This window comes from Nitrospinota bacterium (assembly GCA_016235255.1).
Taxonomy (GTDB): domain Bacteria; phylum Nitrospinota_A; class UBA7883; order UBA7883; family JACRLM01; genus JACRLM01.
The window spans coordinates 1-20,594 of record JACRLM010000085.1 but is presented as its reverse complement, the minus strand read 5'-3'; the positions used below and the strand labels follow the sequence as shown (position 1 = coordinate 20,594).

19 protein-coding genes are annotated in these 20,594 nt (G+C 58.3%); 11 read left to right on the top strand and 8 right to left on the bottom strand.

Annotated elements, in window-relative coordinates:
* Positions 1-173 precede the first annotated feature (173 nt).
* From HZB29_11340 to HZB29_11295, 10 genes are all read left to right on the top strand, one after another.
* A complete protein-coding gene (locus HZB29_11340; protein ID MBI5816188.1) occupies positions 174-911 on the top strand; it encodes an amino acid ABC transporter ATP-binding protein in 738 nt (245 codons plus the stop codon).
* Positions 912-928: 17 nt separating this feature from the next.
* The gene (locus HZB29_11335) at positions 929-1,735 is read left to right on the top strand and encodes an ABC transporter substrate-binding protein (GenBank protein MBI5816187.1); all 807 of its coding nucleotides are present in this window, start codon (positions 929-931) and stop codon (positions 1,733-1,735) included.
* A gap of 16 nt (positions 1,736-1,751) precedes the next feature.
* The gene (locus tag HZB29_11330; GenBank protein MBI5816186.1) at positions 1,752-2,462 is read left to right on the top strand and encodes an amino acid ABC transporter permease; all 711 of its coding nucleotides are present in this window, start codon (positions 1,752-1,754) and stop codon (positions 2,460-2,462) included.
* Position 2,463: 1 nt separating this feature from the next.
* The gene (locus HZB29_11325) at positions 2,464-3,141 is read left to right on the top strand and encodes an amino acid ABC transporter permease (GenBank protein ID MBI5816185.1); all 678 of its coding nucleotides are present in this window, start codon (positions 2,464-2,466) and stop codon (positions 3,139-3,141) included.
* A gap of 86 nt (positions 3,142-3,227) precedes the next feature.
* The gene (locus HZB29_11320; protein ID MBI5816184.1) at positions 3,228-3,644 is read left to right on the top strand and encodes a hemerythrin family protein; all 417 of its coding nucleotides are present in this window, start codon (positions 3,228-3,230) and stop codon (positions 3,642-3,644) included.
* 60 nt (positions 3,645-3,704) lie between these two features.
* Positions 3,705-4,895, top strand: coding sequence for a class I SAM-dependent methyltransferase (locus HZB29_11315; protein ID MBI5816183.1), 1,191 nt, complete (start codon positions 3,705-3,707; stop codon positions 4,893-4,895).
* A 20-nt stretch (positions 4,896-4,915) separates the two neighbouring features.
* Positions 4,916-6,202, top strand: a complete 1,287-nt coding sequence (locus tag HZB29_11310; GenBank protein MBI5816182.1) for a TolC family protein — start codon at positions 4,916-4,918, stop codon at positions 6,200-6,202.
* Between the two features lie 78 nt (positions 6,203-6,280).
* The gene (locus tag HZB29_11305; protein ID MBI5816181.1) at positions 6,281-7,933 is read left to right on the top strand and encodes an arginine--tRNA ligase; all 1,653 of its coding nucleotides are present in this window, start codon (positions 6,281-6,283) and stop codon (positions 7,931-7,933) included.
* 2 nt (positions 7,934-7,935) lie between these two features.
* Positions 7,936-8,751 carry an SPOR domain-containing protein gene (locus HZB29_11300; protein MBI5816180.1) on the top strand — a complete coding sequence of 272 codons (816 nt, stop codon included), beginning with the start codon at positions 7,936-7,938 and terminating at the stop codon, positions 8,749-8,751.
* A gap of 24 nt (positions 8,752-8,775) precedes the next feature.
* Positions 8,776-9,258 carry a DUF4149 domain-containing protein gene (locus HZB29_11295; protein ID MBI5816179.1) on the top strand — a complete coding sequence of 161 codons (483 nt, stop codon included), beginning with the start codon at positions 8,776-8,778 and terminating at the stop codon, positions 9,256-9,258.
* 24 nt (positions 9,259-9,282) lie between these two features.
* On the opposite strand, the gene HZB29_11290 is transcribed toward HZB29_11295, so the two are convergent.
* The 8 genes from HZB29_11290 to HZB29_11255 all read right to left on the bottom strand — a co-directional run bounded on the left by HZB29_11290 (position 9,283) and on the right by HZB29_11255 (position 18,713).
* Positions 9,283-10,824, bottom strand: coding sequence for a PAS domain S-box protein (locus tag HZB29_11290; GenBank protein ID MBI5816178.1), 1,542 nt, complete (start codon positions 10,822-10,824; stop codon positions 9,283-9,285).
* A gap of 23 nt (positions 10,825-10,847) precedes the next feature.
* Entirely contained in the window at positions 10,848-11,267 is a 420-nt protein-coding gene (locus HZB29_11285; GenBank protein MBI5816177.1) for a response regulator, read from the bottom strand.
* Between the two features lie 13 nt (positions 11,268-11,280).
* Positions 11,281-13,116: a HAMP domain-containing protein gene (locus HZB29_11280; GenBank protein ID MBI5816176.1), complete on the bottom strand. Its 1,836-nt coding sequence runs from the start codon at positions 13,114-13,116 to the stop codon at positions 11,281-11,283.
* 415 nt (positions 13,117-13,531) lie between these two features.
* The gene (gene nadB, locus HZB29_11275; protein ID MBI5816175.1) at positions 13,532-15,136 is read right to left on the bottom strand and encodes an L-aspartate oxidase; all 1,605 of its coding nucleotides are present in this window, start codon (positions 15,134-15,136) and stop codon (positions 13,532-13,534) included.
* A gap of 25 nt (positions 15,137-15,161) precedes the next feature.
* Positions 15,162-15,350 (bottom strand): 2-oxoisovalerate dehydrogenase, encoded by a 189-nt coding sequence (locus HZB29_11270; protein MBI5816174.1) that lies wholly within the window; start codon positions 15,348-15,350, stop codon positions 15,162-15,164.
* Positions 15,351-15,480: 130 nt separating this feature from the next.
* Complete coding sequence (locus tag HZB29_11265) at positions 15,481-16,206, bottom strand: FHA domain-containing protein (protein MBI5816173.1); 726 nt, start codon at positions 16,204-16,206, stop codon at positions 15,481-15,483.
* Between the two features lie 76 nt (positions 16,207-16,282).
* On the bottom strand, positions 16,283-17,668 hold the full coding sequence (locus HZB29_11260; protein MBI5816172.1) for a purine-nucleoside phosphorylase: 1,386 nt from the start codon (positions 17,666-17,668) through the stop codon (positions 16,283-16,285).
* 34 nt (positions 17,669-17,702) lie between these two features.
* Positions 17,703-18,713, bottom strand: coding sequence for a DUF4115 domain-containing protein (locus tag HZB29_11255; GenBank protein MBI5816171.1), 1,011 nt, complete (start codon positions 18,711-18,713; stop codon positions 17,703-17,705).
* A 369-nt stretch (positions 18,714-19,082) separates the two neighbouring features.
* On the opposite strand from HZB29_11255, the gene HZB29_11250 reads away from it, so the two are divergent.
* On the top strand, positions 19,083-20,414 hold the full coding sequence (locus tag HZB29_11250; GenBank protein MBI5816170.1) for a sigma-54-dependent Fis family transcriptional regulator: 1,332 nt from the start codon (positions 19,083-19,085) through the stop codon (positions 20,412-20,414).
* Positions 20,415-20,594: the final 180 nt, after the last annotated feature.

Sequence of the window (20,594 nt, the reverse complement as noted above, 5' to 3'; positions counted from 1 at the left end):
TCCCGCGAAAGTGTTAGAATACCCGGTGTTTTCACTCCGGCGCGGGCCATCGGCCACGCCGGTGTCCTGTCTTGCCGGATTTGATCCGGCATCCGGACTTTAAATAGCGAGGCGCGATCCCGGATAGCCTGGGACGGCTTCCGGGATGACAACGTTGTGCGGGCTGATTAAAGGTGATCAAGTTTAACGGCGTCAGCAAAAGGTTCGGGGCGCTCAAAGTGCTCGACAATGTGAACCTGCATGTGAACCGGGGCGAGACGGTGGTGGTGTGCGGCCCCTCCGGCTCCGGAAAGTCCACCCTGATACGCACGGTGAACAAGCTTGAAAGCGTGGACGAGGGATCCATAGTCGTGGACGGGATAGAGGTCACTTCGCCGCATCCGGACATCGCCGCGTTGCGGGCGGAGATTGGCTTTGTGTTCCAGCAGTTCAACCTGTATCCGCACCTGACGGCCCTGAAGAACATCACACTGGCCCCGCTTCTTATCCGCGGCACGGACAAAAAAGAGGCGGAAGAGCAGGCCGTGAAGCTTTTGGACACGGTGGGGCTGGCCGACAAGAAGGACTCCTATCCGTCCCAGCTTTCCGGCGGGCAGCAGCAAAGGGTGGCAATAGCCCGCGCGCTTGCCATGAAGCCGAAGATAATGCTGTTTGACGAGCCCACATCCGCGCTGGACCCGGAGATGATCTCCGAAGTGCTCGACGTGATACAGTGGCTTGCGTTCCAGGGGATGACCATGATGGTGGTGACCCATGAGATGGGCTTTGCCAGCAAGGTGGCAAACCGCGTGCTGTTCGTGGACCACGGCTCCATAGTGGAGGACGCGCCCCCCGATGAGTTTTTCAAGAACCCGAAGAGCGAAAGGGCAAAAACGTTCCTGCAGCGGGTGCTCTCCCCCCTGCACTATTGATGAAAGGTTTTTCGAGGATGAGAATATTATCTGCGCTGATCATGTCCGCCGCAATGGTCGTTTCCGGCTGGAGTCCGGCGTCAGCGGGCGCTTTGGAAACGATAAAGGCGAAAGGTGTTTTGACCGCCGGGGTGAAGGACTCGCTTCCCCCATTCGGATTCGTGGACGAGAGCGCCCGGGAAATCACCGGGTATGACATAGATTTCGTGAAGGCGATCGCAAAAAAGCTCGGCGTGAAAGTGGAGCTAAAGCCGGTCACCTCCGCGTCCCGCATCCCGCAGCTGGTGTCGGGCAACATAGACATCATCGCCGCCACAATGACCAAGACGCCGGAGCGCGCTACACAGATAGATTTTTCCCACACGTATTTTCTCACCGGCCAGAAATTCCTGGTGAAAAAAGGGACGGTGGCCAAGCTTGCGGACCTGGAGGGGAAGAAGATCGGCACCGCCAAGGGCTCCACTTCCGAGCAGAACGTGAAAAAGGCGCTTCCCGGCGCCAAGGTGCTGGCCTTTGACGACTATCCCCAGGCGTTCCTGGCGCTGCAGCAGGGCAAAGTGTTCGCGGTGACCACGGACGAGGCCATACTGGCCGGCATCATGGCAAAGGCGGCCAACCCGGCGGAATTCGAGATTCCCAACGTGGGGATATCCGATGAGCCGTACGGCCTTGGAATGCGCAAGGGGGAGGAGGACCTGGTGAAGCTTGTGAACACCACGCTTCTGGAGATGGAGAAGAGCGGCGAGGCGGCGAAGATTTTCGGCAAATGGTTCGGGCCGAAGTCCAAGGCTCCGCTCAAACGCAATTTCAAGATAGCCCCCTGACAAGGCCGCGCGGCAAGTGTCCGGATACAGCTTTGACTGGACGGTAATAACCTCGGGAAAGTACGCCCTGTGGCTTTTCGAGGGGCTCAAGGTCACCCTCCAGTTGTCGTCCGTGTCCATCATCCTCGCCTTCGCCATCGGCGTGCTGGTGGCGGTGGCGCGGATGAGCCACCACGGCGTTTTCCGGCTCGGCTCCATGGCGTACCTGGAATTCATCCGCAATACGCCGCTGCTGGTGCAGATATTTTTCTGGTATTTCGGGTCGTACAAGATACTCCCCGCGGCGTTCAACGACTGGCTCAACACCACCGGCGACTTTGAGTTCTGGGCAGCGGCCGCCGGGCTTGCGATATACACTTCCGCATTCATCGCCGAGGACATCCGCTCCGGTGTGCGCGCCGTGCCAAAGACCCAGATGGAGGCGGCGGTAAGCTCCGGATTCAGCTACCTTGGCGCAATGCGCCACGTGATACTTCCCCAGGCGGTGCGCATATCGGTGCCGCCGCTCATCGGCCAGTTTTTGAATTTGATGAAAAACTCCTCCCTGGCCATGACCATCGGCGTGGCGGAGCTTTCATACCAGGCGCGCCAGGTGGAAAGCGAGACCCTGAAGGGATTCGAGGCCTTCACCGCCGCCACCCTTATCTACCTGGCCCTGTCGCTGATGATCTCCGCCGCGATGAACGTCTATCGCAAGAAGTACCTGATGGCGGGGAGGCACGCCTGACATGTTCGATTATTCCGTGATAGCAAACAACCTGCCGTATTTCATGGTGGGGCTGTGGCCACACGGCCCGCTGGGGGGATTTGCGCTGACGATATACCTGGCGGTCACCTCGTGCGCCCTTTCCATTTTGTTCGGGATAGTGGTGGGGCTGATGGGCGTGGCCCGGCACGATGTGATCCGGCGGGTCTCCAAGATATATTGCGAAGTGCTGCGGGGCATGCCGCTGCTCATGGTGATTTTCTGGATGTATTTCCTGCTCCCGCTTGCCACGGGGGGCGCCGTGCCGGAGAGCAGGACGGTGATAGCGGCCCTCACGATTTTCACGTCGGCCTACATGGGGCAGATAGTGCGGGCCGGCATAGAGGGGGTGCCCAGGGGGCAGATGGAGGCGGCCATGTCCACCGGGCTTGGTTACTGGCAGGCGATGATATATGTTGTGCTCCCCCAGGGATTGCGCCACATGATCCCCTCGTTCGTAAACCAGCTTGTGTCGCTTGTGAAGGACACGTCCCTTGCGTTCATCGTCGGCGTTCCGGAGTTGACCAGCATCGCCACCCAGGTGAACAACCGCACGATGATATTCCCCTTCGAGATTTTTATATTCATCGCGATATTGTATTTTTCGCTATGCTACACCCTCACGGCGTTCTCCCGCTGGCTGGAGAGAAGGTATTCGTAACCTGGGCGCCTTCTCCCGCCAAGACTTGTAATATGTTCCGCTCCAATATATAATCCGCCTAATCTTCTCCTTGTGGGGTATGGGTCATGTACGTTGAATGGAGCGATTCTTTCAGCACCGGCGTTGACCTGTTCGACGGCCAGCATAAAAAACTTTTCGGCATAATCAACGACCTGCACAAGGGGATCACCTCCGGCAAGGGGAGGGAGGCGCTGCTCCCCACGTTGAACGAACTTGCCAACTACGCTTCATACCATTTCGTTGCGGAGGAAAAGGCGTTGCAGGAATGCCATTACGCAAAATATGACGACCATAAGCGCCAGCACGAGGGTTTCAAGGCCGAGGTGCTAAATTACATAAACGACCACATGAGCGGGGTGCGTGTGATGCCGCTGGACATCCTGCGGTTCGTCACCGAATGGCTCAAAGAGCATATCGCAGTCAGCGACAAGGCGTATGGCCCGGCCATAAACGCCTTTGGCGCGCCTGAAGGGCAAGTATAGGGCATATCGCCCCGCCAAAATTGGCGGGCCACGCCGCCCGGCGGATGGTATCATGCGCAGATGAAAATCCTTAAAGCCAGATATGCCGGCGACGGCCCGGCGTACAAAAAAGGGGATGAGGCCAACGTCGTCCAGATCGAGAGCGACGAAGACTATACCCGACTGATCCACAACATTGAAAGCTCCAACTTCTACGGAAGCGCGTATTTCGACAGCCATATCGGGCGGGTCAAGGGGATCGTCCGGACCCACAACCTGCTTTTCGCCTCCATAATCTCTTCCTTAAAGCCGCGAAAGGCGCTGGAGATAGGGTGCGGCGCGGCCGACGATCTTTTCACGCTTGGCCTTTCCGGGGAAGTGGACGTCCACGGGGTGGACATAAGCGAGGAGATTTTAAAGGACACCTGGCCGGAGCTTGCAGGAAAGCTCGCCGCCGGGGACCTGCTGGACGTGCTGCGAAATTACAGGGCCGATGGCCGCCTTTTCGACACCGTGCTGGGCTTTGACATATGGGAGCATCTGGACCCGCGCAGGCTCGGCGAATACATAACCTCGCTCATAGACGTGTCCACGCAGGACGCTTTCTACTTTTTCGTCATACCCGGATTCGGGTGCGACAGGATGTACGGCGAGATATTCCCCCTGGAGTTCGAAGAGAACCGGGAACAGTTCGATAAGCGCGAGCCGTTCAAATGCCTGACGCTAAATTCGTTCGATCCGCTCGTTCCATCCAGCGGCCATCTTACCTGGGCGCACACCGAATGGTGGGAGAAGCTTTTCGCGGACCATGGCCTTGCGCGGGTGACGGAAGTGGAGAAAAAAATACACAACTATTTCGGCGAATGCCTGTTCTACGCCCGGCGCACCTTCTATGTGTTCAGGAGGAATACCCAAAGCGCCGAAGAGCGTGAACGCAGGCTCACCTCGGAGGATCGGCTCACCGTATATCGCGCCATCAGGGGGACCGCGCGGCTTCGGGCCCTTGTGAAAAAGCGCGAACTGGACACAGGGACGCATACCCTCGACAACACCGGGTACGATGATTTTATAAAAAACATCACCGGCAAGCTTGAATATTCAATCGCCGAACGGATCATATACATTCTTTACACCGCCGTTGATAAAACGCGGGAAGGTTTTTTCAAGCTTGCCATCGGGCTGGACGGGCTCGCGAAATTTGTCATTCGCAAAACGGCCCCTTTGCTCTCCCGGCTGATCGCGAAATTGGTGATGCTGGGGATGAAGGGATGACAAAGGGGGGGCGAACGCGCATGAAGTGGATCAAACCGGCCTTTTATCTTGCGTTGTTTTTCGGTTTTCATGCCGCCGCGTTTGCGGAAAGCCCGGTAAAGCCGGGTGAAAAGCTCGACGTCGCCCGTTGTGTGGAAATCGCGCTTGGAGCCCATCCGGACATAGCCGCATCCACTGGGGCGGCGGAGGCGGGGAAGGCCAAGGCCCAGGGGGCCAAATCGGGGTATTACCCGCAGATCGGCCTTTCGGCCGGGTACAGCCAAACCGATTACTCCACAACCGTGTCCTCCACCGGACGCTACCAGCTTTCCAGAAACTACTCCGCCGGAGCCTCGGCCACCCAGACCATTTTCGATTTCGGAAAAACATCGTCGCAGGCCGATGTCCAGCGGTATGGCGCCGATTCGGCCATGGCCGATCTGGAAAACGTCCGGCAGCAGATCGTTTTCAACGTCCGGCAGGCGTATTACGGCCTCGCCCAGGCGATTCGCAACGTGGAGCTTATGCGGGAGAACGTGCGCCAATACGAGGACCACATGCGCCAGGCGCGGGGATTTTTCGACGCGGGGGCCAAGCCCAAGTATGAGGTGACCAAGGCGGCGGTGGACCTTTCCTCCGCGCGGCTCAACCTTATGAAGGCCGGCAATGCCCTGAAAATCGCCCGGCTCAACCTGGACAACGCCATGGGGATCACCGGCGCGCCGGAATATTCCATCGTGGACGGCCTTGCATTCACCCCCATTGCCATCACCCTGGAACAGGCGCTGGAGAAGGCCGCGGGATCAAGGCCGGACCTCATGGCGGCGGCGGCGATGAAAAACTCCGCGGAACAGTCCCTCCGCTACGCCGAAAGCGGGCATTACCCAACGTTGAGCGGCTCCGCATCCTATGATTATTACGGCGAGAAACCTCCGCTGGACAGCCAGTGGAGCGCCGGAGTGACGTTCACGCTTCCGCTATTCTCGGGTTTTTCCACCAGGTACCAGGTGGAGGAGGCCCGTGCGAACCTTACCACGCTTACGGCGAAGGAATCCGCTTTGATCCGGAACATCCAGCTGGAAGTCCAAAAGGCGTACGTGAACCTTAAGGACGCGGAGGAGCGGATCGCCGTGGCGCGCGAGTCTGTCCAGCTTGCGGTGGAGAACCAGGATCTGGCCAACGGCCGGTACGCCGCCGGGGTGGGCAATTCCATAGAAGTGTCCGACGCGCAGGCGGGGTATGTGAACGCGAAGACCGCTCATAACCAGGCGCTGGCCGATTACAAGGTGGCGGAGGCGAGCCTGTACAAGGCGATCGGGGAAAGATAGGACGCCCGCGTTTGACTTGACCGGCTCCGGGGTTGTAACCTATTCAGTTCAAACGCAAGTATTACATCGGCAGGACGGATGAAGCAGACAGTATTGAAGATAGTGGAGAAGGCGTACCGGGAGACCGCGGCCGCCGAAGGGTGGAACGAGGCTCCCTCGTTTTTCGAGATAACCACGCCCAAAGAGGAAAAATTCGGCGATTTTTCGTGCAACGCCGCCATGATCCTGGCCTCCAAACTGAAGACCTCGCCGCGCGCCATCGCCGAAAAACTCAAAGAGCGCATCGCAAAGGACGACACCCTCTCCGCTGTGTCCATTGCGGGGCCGGGATTTATCAATATGACGGTAAAGCCGGAAGTCTGGGTGGAGTCGCTGGACGAAATTTTTAGAAATCCCGTCTCTTACGGCAATGCCGATCTTGGCAAAGGGGCCAAGGTGATGGTGGAGTTCGTTTCCGCCAACCCCACCGGGCCTTTGCATATCGGACATGGGCGCGGGGCAGCCTTTGGCGACAGCCTGGCGCGCATACTCACCAAGGCCGGTTACGACGTGCACAAAGAGTATTACATAAACGACGTCGGGCTCCAGATGGACAACCTGGGCAATTCCACGCTGGAACGGGCCAGGGAGCTATTGGAAAAGCCTTTCGGCGAGCCGGCCTACAAGGGCGAGTACATGAAAGATGTGGCCCGGGGATTTCTGGACAAATACGGCGGCAAGGTGCTTGACGAGCCGCAGGCCGAAGCGCTGCCAAAGGCCCGCAAATACGCGGCGGAAACGATAATGGAGGATATCCGCAAGGACCTTGCTGATTTCCGCGTGGGGTTTGACGAGTGGTTCTCCGAAGAAGAACTTCACAAGCGGGGGGAGGTGGCGGCGCTCATCGAGCTTCTGTTGAAAAACGGGGCCATATACGAAAACGAAGGCGCCCTTTGGCTGAAGACCGACATAGCCGGCGACGACAAGGACCGGGTGGTGCGGCGTGCAAACGGGCCCACCACCTATCTGGCGGCGGACATCGCATACCACAAGAACAAGCTGGACCGTGGCTTTCATACCATGGTGGACATCTGGGGGGCGGACCATCACGGATACGTCCCCCGGCTCAAGGCTGTGGTGGCGGCCCTGGGGGCCGATCCGGAAAGGCTTGTGGCCAGGCTCGTGCAGATCGTGAACCTGAAGCGCGGGGGGGAGCTTGTGGCCATGTCCACACGCAGCGGGGTGTTCACCACGTTACGGGAAATCCTCGACGAGGTTGGAGTGGACGCCACGCGCTTTTTCTTCCTTATGCGCTCGACGGACAGCCAGATGGAGTTTGACGTGGACCTGGCGAAAAAACACAGCGACGAAAACCCGGTGTATTACATCCAGTACGCCCACGCCAGGTGCGCCAATATTTTCACCACCGCAAAAGAACGCGGAGTGGAAATGGTCCCCTTCGGGCAGGTGGACAAAAGCCAGCTTGCCGGGGAAGATGAATTGAGGCTGATAAGGAAGCTTGCCGGTTTCCCGGACGTGGTGGCCGGATGCGCGGAGGCGTACCACGTGCACCCGATTCCCCAATATCTGCTGGACCTGGCGGGGCTGTTCCATTCTTTCTATAAGCATCACAGGGTTGTGACGGAGAACGTCCCCCTTTCGCAGGCCAGGCTTAAACTTGTGGAGGCTGTGAAAACAGTGATAGGAAACGGTCTTGAATTGCTGGGCGTGGAAGCCCCGGAACGGATGTGAAAATGGGCGGCAACGAAAAAAAAGGGGGCAAGAGCCCGGGAGTGCTCCTCACGGGAAAGCAGGTGGCGGTGCTGTTCGGAGCCATCGCGGCCATAGCTGGGGTCACTTTCCTCGCCGGATACCTTTCCGGCGGGGTGGTGAAACAAAACGCGCCTGAGACCCCCGTGAAAGCCGGACAACAGGAGGAAGAATCGCAGTTTTTCGGAGGGGCGGTGACTCCCAAAAAGCTGGACGCGGATTCCATAATCAAGGAGAGGGAACTGGAAAAGGAGGCCAGGCCCCAGCAGTTCACATTCACTAAAACGCTGTCGTCTGAACAGGCCCCGGCGGCCACGGCGCAACCTGCCAGGCAGGAGAAGGCGGAGCCTGTCCGGGACGTAAAGCAGGACGAACCAAAGGTGTCCGCCCTGGTGAAAAAGAACGATCCGGCCAAGCCGGCGGCGGAAGCAAAAGAAGCGGCCAAGCAGGAAAAACCGAAAAAGGAGGCCACGCCGGCAAAGAACGCCAAGGAACCGGCCGCAAAGCCCAAACAGGCCGCCGAAGCGAAGGCCCCTTCATCGGCCTCCGGCGCGAAAAAACCCGAAGCGAAAACTTTTACGGTGCAGGTGGGATCTTTCCCCTCAAAGGCCGAGGCGGAAAAACTGTCGGCCAGACTTGCGGCCAAAAACCACAATGCGTTCATACAACCCTTCGCCAACAAAGGGACCACATGGTACCGGGTTCGTGTGGGGTCGTACAGGACGGAGCCGGCCGCCGCCCGCGCCGCGGAGAAGCTCAAGAGCGATGAAAAAGTTTCCACCTTCGTCACTTCAAACTGATATGGCGGGAAAGCGGGGGAGCCAATGACACTGATTGTAAAGTATGTCCATCTGCTGTCCATCGCCATATGGACAGGCTCGATAGTGTTCTTCTCGTTCATCGGCGCCCCGGCGGTGTTCAAGGCGCTAGACAGGCAGACCGCCGGAGACGTGGTGGGGGAGATATTCCCGAAATATTTCCTGCTCGGTCAGTCGCTGTGCGCGCTGGCGCTAGCTTCGCTGGCTTATATCGGACACACCCTCGACGCATTCGGAAACTCCGCCGTGAGAGCCGGTATCGCGATTTTGATCGTGATGGGCGCAATCGCCGTTTATTCGGGGAATGTGAACGGACCGGAGGCGAGGGAAGTCAAACGGCTTGTCCGCGTGGAGCAGGACGCGGCGAAGAAAGAAGAACTCCGCAAAAAGTTCGGCAGGCTGCACGGAATATCCGTGATTCTGAACATCATCACACTTGCGCTGGGGCTTGTCCTGCTGTGGTTGTCCCTCCGATACCTGGCGATATAGCGCGGCGTTTTTCATTCATTCCAGTCATTGCCGCATCGGCAGCCACACCTTGAACGTCGTCCCTTGCCCCACGACGCTGTCCACGGATATCTTCCCATGATGGTTTTCCACTATGCTGTTGGAAATATAAAGCCCCAGCCCGGTCCCTTCGTCCTCGTCCTTTGTGGTGAACAGGGGCTCGAATATACGTTTCAGGTTTTCCGGAGATATCCCGCTTCCCGTATCGCTGATTTCCGCCGCAACGCCGCCGCTTTCAGCGTAGGTGCGCAATCTTATCTCCCCCTGCTTGCTTATGGCCTGGGCCGCGTTCACCAGAAGGTTGGTGAACACCTGGTTGATCTGCGATGACACGCATTCCACCCTGGGCACGTCCCCGTATTCTTTCACCACGTTCGCCTTGTACTTTATCTCGTTGTTTACGATGTTCAGGGTGGAGTCGAGCATCTCATGGATGTCCGCCTCGCCGAACAGTTCGCCGCCGGTGCGCGCAAAACCTTTCAGGTCGCGCACGATCTTGCTTATCCTGTTGATCCCCTCGCGCGACTCTTCGAGCAACGCGCGTATTTCCCCCCGCTTTTCCGCGAAGCCGGCCCCTTTTGATACGCCTTCCGGGCATGATTCGCACATGGAAAAAATCTTCTCCAGCTCCCTGGCCAGATAACCATAGTTGCTCATCACGTAGCTTAACGGATTGTTTATCTCGTGCGCCACTCCGGCGGAAAGCTGGCCGATGGTGGCCATCTTTTCCGAGCACAGAAGCATCCGCTCCATCCTCTTGCGTTCCGATATGTCGGCTGTGACGCTGTCCATGAATCTTTGCCCGTCCATTTCGTGCGACGATGTGCCGCGGGTATTCAGCCAGATGTACTCGCAGTCCTTCCTCTGGAAGCGGTATTCAAGGTTGAAAAGCTTCTCCCCGCCGATCAATCCCTTGAACGCGGCGCGAAACGCGATGTTGAAAACGTCTCTGTCCTCCGCGTGAACCCGCGAAGACCACATCCCCGCCATTCCCGTCCGCATGATTTCCTCCGGCGAAAAGCCGGTGATCCTCTCCACGTTGGCGCTGATGAACACGAAATCGCCGTTTTCGCCCACAGTCCACACGATGTCCGGTATATTGGCGACAATCGTGCGGAACTTCCGCTCGCTGGCGGCCAGCGCGGATTCTGCCGACAGCTTGGCTCTCCTTGAGGCGGCTTCCGCGATTTCCCGCTCGATGGCGGGAACCAGGCGCGAAAGGTTGTCCTTCATCACATAATCGTGCGCCCCGGCCTTCATGGCGCGCACCGCCTCCGTCTCGCCTATAAAGCCGCTGACGATGATGAACGGGATGTCCTTGCCGCTGGACTGTAAAATGTCGAGTGCGTCAAACGTGTCGAATCCCGGCATGGAATGGTCGGAAAGAATGGCGTCCCATTCCCTTTCGGAAAGCGCGGCCCGCAACCCATCAGCGGTAAATACCCTTTTGTAATTGACCGGATGGCCGTTGCGCTTGAGCGATCTTGCCACCAGTGTCGCGTCTTCCTCCGAATCTTCCACAAGAAGAAGATTAAGCAAGTTGTCCATTTCCGGCTCCTTTATAACCATGTTCAACCAACTTTCGGCGGCTGTTCGTTGAGCAGCAGCCAGTAAAGGCCCAGGCTCTGGACAGCCTGCAGAAACCGCAAAAAGTCCACTGGTTTGCGCACATAGCTGTTCGCCCCGAGCTGATAGCCGTTCATCATGTCCTGCTCCTCCTTGGACGATGTGAGGATCACCACCGGCAAAAGCCTGGTCTCTGGACGTTCGCGGATAGCCTTTAGCACCGCCATGCCGTCCAGCTTCGGAAGTTTCAGGTCCAGCAGTGTCACCGCCGGGCGCAGTCCCTTGTTGAAAATCAGGTCCAGCGCCTCTTCCCCGTCGCGCGCAACGGCTATTTTGTTCATGATGTTGGACTTTTTCAGCGCCCGGATGGTCAGGTCCTCGTCATCCTTGTTGTCCTCAACCAGCAGTATCAGCTTTTCGTCCATCGCATCCCCCGCGTCATACCGTGAAGTAAAAGACCGCTCCGGAGCCTTCGGAACTTTCCGCCCAGACCCGCCCGCCATGTTTGTGGATTATCCGCTGTACTGTGGCCAGGCCGATTCCTGTGCCCGGAAAATCCTTGTCGCCGTGCAGGCGCTGGAAAACCCCAAACAGCCTGTCCGAGTATTTCATCGGGAATCCGACACCGTTGTCGCGCACGAAGAACACCTGCTCGGTTGCGCCATTCCCGTTCAATCGGCCGATTTCAATCATCGCCCGGTCCATGTTGGAAGTGAATTTCCACGCGTTGTCCATCAGGTTCTCCAAGGCTATGCTCAGCAGCGATGCGTCCCCATGGGCCTCCATGCCCGGCTCGATTTTCACTTCCACCTCACGCCCGGGCTGGTTCTCCATGTGGTCTCCGGCGATACTTTCGGCGATTTCGCTCAAATTGACGATCTCCCTTTTCAAGGTGGCCCGCGTGATGCGCGACAGTTTGAGAATGTCGTCTATCAGCGCCGCCATGCGCTGGGCGGCGCTCCTGATCCGGGCAAGATGGTGGTTGGCCTCCTCGTTCATTTCGTTCCCGAAATCTTCCATAAGCGCCAGCGAAAAACCGTCTATGGCGCGCAACGGCGACCTCAAATCATGCGACACCGAATAGCTGAACGCCTCCAGCTCCTTGTTCGCCGCCAAAAGCTGCGCCGTCCGTTCCTCCACGATGTCCTCCAGCTCCGAGTTTAATTTGTCCAATTCCCCCCGCGACGAGCATAGTTCGCCCGTCCTCTTTTCCAGGGCCTCCGCCATCTGGTCGAGAGCCTCGGCCAGCCCGCCGAATTCGTCACCGCTGTGGGTGATGCCGCTGCGCGCGGACATGTCGCCGTCACGGAACTTTTTTATCGTCCCCATCAGGATGTCCGCCTTGCGCACCACGAATTCTTTTCCAAGTATCCACGCCGCCGCAAGGGAGGCGCATGACGCGATTGCAAGCAACGAGATATTCCAGAAGAAAACGCGGTTGACTTCGGCGAGAACTGCCTTGCGGTCCAGCCCGGCGGCCACATAAAGCGCAGGCTCGCCGCCTATGTCGATGTTCGAGAACGAGCTTACCCTTTCCACGTCGTCCACCCCCGGCATCTCCACGCTTCCATGCTTTAAAGACAGGATTGCCTGGATGAACCTGGAACCACGCGCGTGCATCCCTCTCCATATGCCGTTGTCCGGTCTTCCGGCGAGGATAGTCCCGTTGCGGTCCAAAACAAGCAGCGATTCACCCGGGCTGATGTTGAGCTTTTCAAGCAGGCCGTACATCTTTTCGATGTCAAGGGAGATATAAAGGACGGATTGTATCTCTCCCGCCGGGCTCTTGCGCGGCAATGAGAATATGATGACGCTCTTTTTCACAATGCGGCCAAACTGGTATTCCCCGGCGGAAAAATCTCCCGTGGCCATGGCTTTCTGGAAATACAACCTGTCCGACACGTTTTGACTGCCCGCCAGCGGCGCGGCGCTGCAATAGACCCGGCCGTCCGGGCGCACGGCGGCGATATTGGCGTAGAAAGGGTATTGGGTCATGAGCCCCGACAGCATGGCGTCGCAATTGCCCCCTGTGCCGGGGCGCACAAGCTCGTTTACGGAAAGGGCGATGAGGACCTGCCGGATCCCCTCGATGAGCGTCTTGTGCTCTTCCATCACCATATGGCTGAGAAGTTCCACATGGGACCGGACGTCCTCTTCGGCGTGGCGCCTGTTTTCAACGGCGCCGTAAAGCAGGAGCGCAAAAGCGGGGGTCACCGAAAGCGCGGCCAGCGCGATAATCCTCGGCAACAGCCCCATTCCACCAGAACCGGCCATTTGAGCGACCTTTCCAGGCGCGGCGGCAAATCCAGATAAATAGCCGCCTAATCAACCCAGGAACGTGCCCGCCCAACCGATCAATCGGCGTTTCCCCCAGACGGACGGTGCAAAGAACGGAAAAGATATGCGCTTCTATGGTGGACTGGAATGGTCATGTGAAATGCAGCGGGCGCCTGGAACCGTAGCGAAAAGAAAATACGAAATCCTGAACATGGTAAATACCTCCACCACATGGACCAAATCAGAATTACATGAATAATGAATACTCCCAAATCACATTAGAATCAATGCAAAAAACGGAAGCATATACATATCAATATGATGGCGGCGGTTATAATTATAATAATATAAGAAAAATACATGAATATCGGCCCTTGGAGCCTTATTGCGCCGGGGAATCGCCTTCCGCCTGTCAGACCACCGTGTCCTTGAGAAATGCCCCGTCGTCGGGCTCCGGATGGTCAAGGTTGTAATGCAGCCCGCGTGACTCGCGGCGGCGCATGGCGCAATCTATTATCAGCTCCGCGTTGAGGGCCAGGTTGCGAAGCTCGATGAGGTCCGGGGTGAGCACGAAGTTCCAGTAATAGTCCTCTATCTCCCGGACGAGAAGGGATATGCGGTTCTTGGCCCGGGCAAGCCGCTTGTCCGTGCGCACGATGCCAACGTAGTTCCACATGAGCCTTCGTATCTCGTCCCACATATGGGTTATCACCACCTGCTCGTCCGCGTCCACAGCTTTGCCGTAGTCCCAATCAGGAATCACAAAATCTCCGGTTCTCGCGGCTTTTACCCGTTGCAGGGCGCTTTTGGCCCCCCTGTCGGCGAACACCACCGCCTCTAAAAGCGAGTTGCTCGCCAGCCGGTTGGCTCCATGCACCCCGGTGTGGGCGCATTCCCCCGCGGCGAAAAGGCCGGGGATGGATGTCTGGGCGTCCAGGTCGGTATTCACTCCGCCGCACATGTAATGGGCGGCCGGCACCACGGGGATCATCTGGGTGGTGGGATTGAACCCGAAGGAAAGGCATGTGGCGAAAATGTTCGGGAACCTTTTGGGGAACCATTCCGGGTCTATCATCCGGGTGTCCAGGTACACGCAGTCGTCTCCGCTTTTTTTCATCTCCCGGTCTATTGCGCGGGCCACGATGTCGCGCGGGGCCAAAGACCCCATGGGGTGGTATTTTTCCATGAACGTGGAGCCGTTGGCCAGTTTGAGCTGCGCCCCTTCGCCCCGCACCGCCTCGGATATCAGGAACGACTTGGCCAGCGGGTGGAAAAGGCATGTGGGGTGGAACTGCATGAACTCCATGTTCGCCACCTTTGCCCCGATCCTGCGGGCCATGGCGATCCCGTCGCCGGAGGCGATGTCCGGGTTGGATGTGTACAGGTACACCTTGCCCACCCCGCCGGTGGCCAGGAATGTGGCCTTGGCGGAAAATACGTTTATCGTGTCCGACGCCTTGTCCATCACATACGCCCCCACGCAGGCGTCACCGGGCGATTTTGCGGCCACCCGCTCCGGGCGGAGTTTGGCGGTGGAAACGAGGTTTACCCCGATATGGTTCTCGAACACCCGTATGTTCGGCGAGCGCTTGACCGATTCGATGAGCGCCTTTTCGATCTCCGCCCCCGTAAGGTCGTTTGCGTGGGCGATGCGCCTCCTGGTGTGGCCCCCTTCGCGCCCCAGGTCCAGCCCGCCGGCCCGTTCCCCGCTTGAAAACCGCACGCCAAACTCGATAAGGTCCCGGATCATGGCCGGGCCGCTTTCCACCAGTATCCTCACCGCGTCCTGGTGGCAAAGCCCGGCGCCGGTGGTCAGGGTGTCGGCCATGTGCAGCTCGAAGGAGTCGTCCTCCCCCATGACGGCGGCGATCCCCCCCTGGGCGTAGTTTGTGCTGGACTCGGCCAGTTCCTTTTTTGTGACAAGCGCCACCTGGCCGTGTCTGGCAGCCTTGAGGGCGAAGGTGAGCCCCGCGATGCCGGAGCCGATCACGAGGAAGTCGGTGTCTATTCTGGACACGTTGCTTGTTTGGAAACAGTAAGGATCATTGGAAAAGAATTTCAATCAGCGAAGGCTTTTCATCGTCCTCAAAATGGCAGTCCACGGCTTCACGGACATTTTTTTTCAGATCTTCGATAGAATCGGCCTGTGTGAAAATCGCATATCCGGTGGCCTTGGCGATGAATCCGCCCTCCGCATCTTCTTCGACCTGGAATATTATTTCCTTTTTCATCAATTCACCCCGATATCTTTCGATATTATACGGCGTCACAGAAAAAATGGATAGAACCTGGAATTAAACCGGGATCAGGCGGTGCTACCCGCATCACCGCCGGCCGGCCTGGATGGCTGGCGCGTCGGCCCTAAAGCTCCGTGCGGAACTCGAAGTTGTAGGAGCCTATAGAGAACTTGTCGCCGTTGGCGAGGATCTGCCTGTCCACCTGCTTGCCGTTCACCTTCAGCTTGGCCATGCCGCCCTGGAAAGTGATCTCGTACTTGTCCCCCGCCTTGGCTATCACGGCGGCCACCCTGCCGATGGTAAGCCCCTTGATCTGTATGTCCGACGTGTCTGAAGAGCCGATCATTGTGGACTCTTTTTCCAGCCTCACAACTTTTGGGGCGCCGGACGGCTGCATCAGGAAAAGCTTGGGCGCGTCCCGCCTGGTGGTGGTCTGCTGTGTTTCCCCGCTGGGGGCGGGGCCTCCGGCGGCGGCCATCATCGCCTTTATCTTCGACGAGTCCATCATCAGCGTCTGTCCGCCCAGGTCTTCGGTCCCGAAGCCGAAAGAAGCGTCCGAAGATTGCTGCTCAGGATCCTCGAACTTGAGCACGTGGCGGCCCACGGTGATCATGTCGCCGGTCTTCAATTCTTTTTGTGTTATCCGCTCGTCGTTGACGAACGTGCCGTTGGTGCTGTTCAAGTCCACCGCGATAAACTGGGCGCCGGACTTTTCTATCTTCACATGGCGGGCGGAGACGGCCGGGTTTTTAATAAGGATATCCCCGGTTTCCCTGCCGATGGTGATGGTCCTTGCGATCTCGATTTCCTGCAGGACCTTGTCCTTGTACGTTATGATCAGCTTTGCCATGTTACTATTTGAATTTTTAGAATTTATACCATAAAAGCGGCCGGGCCTTCAATGGATAAGTTCATCAAGACCCCCGTCAACGCGCTATCACCGCAGAAATAAGCCGTTTTAACGCCAGGGAGTGCCGCGCCGCCTCGCTTTCAACAGCGTCGTGCGTGAGCGCCATGCCGCCGTCATCAAGCGCGCTGTTCACGATCAGCGCCAGCGCCGTCACCCTCGCGCCGGCGTATGCGCCGGCTATCGCCTCCGGGACCACCGACATGCACACTGCGTCCGCCCCCATGTTCGTCAACAGCCTTCTTTCGGCGCGCGTTTCATAGACCGGCCCGCGCATCGCCGCCAATGTGCCCACGTGATGGCGCATCCTGGCCCGCCGGCTGATCCTGTCCGAATCGTCTATCACGTCTCTTTCATAAAGATTCGTCACGTCCAGGAAGACCGCCGGGCCGCTCCCGGGATTCATCCCGAAAAGCGGGTTGTCCCCCATCATGTTGATATGGTCCTCCACAAACATGACGTCCCCCAAGGCGTAATCGGAGTTCAGGGCCCCGGCGGCGGTGGTGATTATCAGGCGCTCCACCCCCATCCGCGCAAATGTCAACGCGGCATGCGCGGCGTCGGCCATGCTTCCGCTTTCATAATAATGCACTCTCCCCTCGCAGAAGATCACCGGCTCACCTTCAACATGGACTGAACGGACGATTCCGGGATGGCCCGGAGTCCTGGCCTCGGGAAACCCGGGGATTTCGGAAAAACTTGCCGATTTCCCGCCGCTGAAGGAAGCGGCCTGCGAAAGGCCCGTTCCCAATATCACGGCGACCCTTGGAGCCGCCCCCAGCGTTTTGGAAAGGAACGCCGCCGACTGGCCGACCCTGTCGTCCACGGCGCCGCGCCGCAAGTCCCTTTCGATCCGGCGCCACGCGCCCACTTCAGGGGCCGCCGACGGGAAAATCGCCGGGCCCGGCCCCGGGCCGTATGGATCCTCTCGCACCTGGCGCCTTGCGCGGATAGTCTTCTCCCCCGGTTTTTTATTGGTGATCTTTACCCTATGCAACGTGCCGTCCGGCTGGGACCGCAGCTCGAATCCTTCTTCCTCAATCCTGGGCCTGGCCTTTGTCTGGCGGGGCCTTTTAGGCTCCGGCTCCCGCATCGGCTCCCTTCTTTTCCGGACAGGAGCGCGTTCTGGCCTGCGTTCCCCGGAAAGCCGGTCCCCGGCAGGTTTTCTTGTCCTGCTTTTCTGGGCGGGGCGCTCATCCAGCGGAGTCCTGGACTCACGCGAGGGCAAAGCGCCGCTCTGGCCCGAATCTTCCCCTCCAGCCGCCATTCCCGGCGTCTTGCGCCTCATGCTTGCCGGGCGGCCGGTCACCCTGCGGGATTCCCGCTTGGCCCTTCTTGCCGCCGCGCGGTTGGACAGAGGATCATCCCCGTTTTCGTCGTAATCTGGCAATGAATTGTCGTTCACCTGTGACCTTGTTTTAAAGTAATTGTTTGTATGATTATTCAGCCGGCCTGGGCTTTACCGGTATCTCCATGTCCGTCACCACGTTCTGCAGAACGTGGTGGAACCTGACATCCTCGCCGTCCAGCCGCGCTTTTGTCCCGCTGACATTGCCCACCGTCAGCTTGAACCGCTTTTTCGCCTTGAAAGAGACGCTCTGGCCCGGCTGCAACGTCATCTGCTTTGACCCCGCCGAGTCCATCGAGACGCTGACCCACGTTTCTTCGCTGGCGGTTATAATGAGTTTGTGATTCTGGGAGTCGTTCCCATCGGCAGGCTGATCTGTATTATTGTGCGTGACCCCCTGGGCTGGAGCGGCTGGTTTGACCGTGGCCGGAGCCACTGGGGCTGGCGTTGCCTCCCTTTTTGCCAAGGCCGGGGCCGGAGCCGCCGGTTTTGCCGCAACGGTATTGGCCACAGGGGCAGGAGCCGCCGGTTTTGCCACGAGAGGGGTGACCGGCGCAGCATCCTTTTTTTCCGTAACGGGCGCTGGCGCCGCAGGGGCCGCCGCAGGGGCATTTGTTGTCTCAAGGGCGGCTGTCTCGGCCGGTTTTGCTTCCTGGGGAGTAATTACTACCGTTGGAGTCTTGATTTCCCTGTTTTTGATCTGCTGCTCGATGGTCTTATCAGGCGCTTCGGCTGACGGGCTGAGGAAATAATAGAACAGCCAGGCCACCACGGCCAACGCCGCCACGCCGGCCGCGATCTTTTTGCCCATGCCGGTCTTGGGATTGAGCGGCATTGAAATAAGCTTCGGGCTGCGGTCGGCGATCTCCACGCCAAGCCCCTCGAATTTGGCCACCATCTCTTCGGCGGACAGCCCCAGCACGCCGGAGTATGTGCGCAAAAGCCCTTTTATGAACACCAGTCCGGGAAGAAGGTCATACCTGTCCTCCTCGAGCATCCTGATGAATTTGGCGTTTATCCTCGTAAGCCTGGCGATTTCCTCTACGGACACGCCTTTCTTGGCCCTTGCCGAAGCAAGCTGTCTTCCCAGTGTTTCGCTCATTCCGCTTTCATGTTTTCAATATCCAAGCAACGGGTATTGTATATCCAATTATGCCGGACCGTGACATAAAAATCCCGGAGCGGCTGGCAGGTTGCGTCCGCCAGCCATGCCCGGGCCAAAGGTGCATTTAATGCCACCATTGTAATTTCACGGCGGCTGGTAAATAATATGGCGGACGGCATCGTTAAATATATGAAAATTCAGGCGGGCCGGTGGTGGACCATTATTTCGGCGTCAGTCCGGTTTGCCGGTTTGTCATGAGCGTTGGTTTGCCGCAAAAAAGAGGTCAAGGTGGCGGAGTATCCTGCTGAAAGCGACGAGGCCTTCGTCAGGGGCGCTAAAGTCCTCGTGGTGGACGATGACGAAATAATGCTCCAGATCCTCGCAATGAACATGGAGACGTGGGGATTCGGATGCTTTACGGCCATGGCCGCCAAAGACGCGCTGGCGATCCTGGAAAACAACGATATCGACCTGATCATGTCCGACTACCAGATGCAGGAGATGAACGGGCTGGATCTTCTGCGCGAGGCGCGGGCCAGATACGGCCAGATACCTTTCATCATGCTCACCGGATACGGCACGGTGGACAGCGCCGTGTCCAGCATGAAAGAAGGGGCGGACGACTATATCCAGAAGCCGTGCGAACCACAGCGCATGCGCACCACCATAGTCCGGGCCCTGCAGCGCCACAAGCTGACTGAAGAGAACAGGAAGCTTAAAAGCCAGCTTTTGAGCCGTTACAGCTTCCAGAACATTATCACAAAGTCCAAGGCGATGGTGGAGGCGCTAAAGCTCGCCGAGCGCGTGTCCAGGATACCGAACACCACCGTGGCCATATACGGGGAGAGCGGCGTTGGCAAGGAAGTGCTGGCCAGGGCCATCCATGTGGCCGGCGAGCGGATGGAGAACAACTTTGTGGCCGTCAACTGCGCCGCCATCCCCTCAAGCCTGCTGGAAAGCGAGCTTTTCGGCCATGTCAAAGGCGCCTTCACGGGGGCGGACCGCAACCGCCCCGGCAAGTTCGACGCCGCCCAGAAAGGGACCATCCTGCTAGACGAGATAGGGGACATGCCTTACGACCTGCAGGCGAAGATTTTGCGCGTGCTTGAAGAGCGCGTGTTCGAAATGGTGGGGTCCAACGTCCCGGTGAAGGCCGATTTCCGGCTGATCGTGGCCACGAACAAGAACCTTGTGGAGATGGTGAAAACAGGCGCGTTCCGGGAGGACCTGTATCACAGGATATCCGCCTTCCCCATCACCATACCCCCCTTGCGCGAACGCAAGGAGGACATCCCGCTGCTTTGCCACTTTTACCTCGACCAGTTCCGCAGCGAGTTTGGCAAGCAGTTGCCGGGAATTTCCGAGAACGCCCTGGAGATGCTGGTCAATTATTCCTGGCCCGGAAACGTGCGCGAGCTTCGCAACTGCATGGAGCGGGCGGCGATCCTGACAGACGACGAACTGATCCAGCCGGACCACCTGATAATCAAGAACGCAATGGAAGCGGCCCCGGCAACCGGCGAAGGGGACGGCGGACCTATGGCCAAGTTCGAGATATCGATGCCATACGAGGCCCTTTCGCTGGACGGGATCACCAACGAGATCCTCCGCATCACCCTGGAGCGCTGCGGCAACAACAAAAGCCGCGCCGCCGACCTTTTGAAGGTGGACAGGAGCATGTTCTACAGGCGGAAATAGATTGTGGCGCTACTTAAAAACCAAAGACCGTGGACGGGCCGGGCTGTTGCCCAAATGCTCATCGGGGTGTTCTTGTACATTCAAAATCAGAGCATACTCATATGTATAAGGCATTCGATTCCGGGGAGGCCGAGGTGTTCTGAAGCCATCGAGCTTGTGTGAAGATAGGCCCCCCGACTT

Coding starts and splice junctions, on each gene's coding strand:
- HZB29_11280 (MBI5816176.1), bottom strand. CDS start 13,116: ATGGCCGGTTCTGGTGGAATGGGGCTGTTGCCGAGGATTATCGCGCTG.
- HZB29_11315 (MBI5816183.1), top strand. CDS start 3,705: ATGAAAATCCTTAAAGCCAGATATGCCGGCGACGGCCCGGCGTACAAA.
- HZB29_11255 (MBI5816171.1), bottom strand. CDS start 18,713: ATGAGCGAAACACTGGGAAGACAGCTTGCTTCGGCAAGGGCCAAGAAA.
- HZB29_11325 (MBI5816185.1), top strand. CDS start 2,464: ATGTTCGATTATTCCGTGATAGCAAACAACCTGCCGTATTTCATGGTG.
- HZB29_11305 (MBI5816181.1), top strand. CDS start 6,281: ATGAAGCAGACAGTATTGAAGATAGTGGAGAAGGCGTACCGGGAGACC.
- HZB29_11265 (MBI5816173.1), bottom strand. CDS start 16,206: ATGGCAAAGCTGATCATAACGTACAAGGACAAGGTCCTGCAGGAAATC.
- HZB29_11250 (MBI5816170.1), top strand. CDS start 19,083: ATGCTCCAGATCCTCGCAATGAACATGGAGACGTGGGGATTCGGATGC.
- HZB29_11290 (MBI5816178.1), bottom strand. CDS start 10,824: ATGGACAACTTGCTTAATCTTCTTCTTGTGGAAGATTCGGAGGAAGAC.
- HZB29_11270 (MBI5816174.1), bottom strand. CDS start 15,350: ATGAAAAAGGAAATAATATTCCAGGTCGAAGAAGATGCGGAGGGCGGA.
- HZB29_11295 (MBI5816179.1), top strand. CDS start 8,776: ATGACACTGATTGTAAAGTATGTCCATCTGCTGTCCATCGCCATATGG.
- HZB29_11285 (MBI5816177.1), bottom strand. CDS start 11,267: ATGGACGAAAAGCTGATACTGCTGGTTGAGGACAACAAGGATGACGAG.
- HZB29_11320 (MBI5816184.1), top strand. CDS start 3,228: ATGTACGTTGAATGGAGCGATTCTTTCAGCACCGGCGTTGACCTGTTC.
- HZB29_11335 (MBI5816187.1), top strand. CDS start 929: ATGAGAATATTATCTGCGCTGATCATGTCCGCCGCAATGGTCGTTTCC.
- HZB29_11300 (MBI5816180.1), top strand. CDS start 7,936: ATGGGCGGCAACGAAAAAAAAGGGGGCAAGAGCCCGGGAGTGCTCCTC.
- HZB29_11310 (MBI5816182.1), top strand. CDS start 4,916: ATGAAGTGGATCAAACCGGCCTTTTATCTTGCGTTGTTTTTCGGTTTT.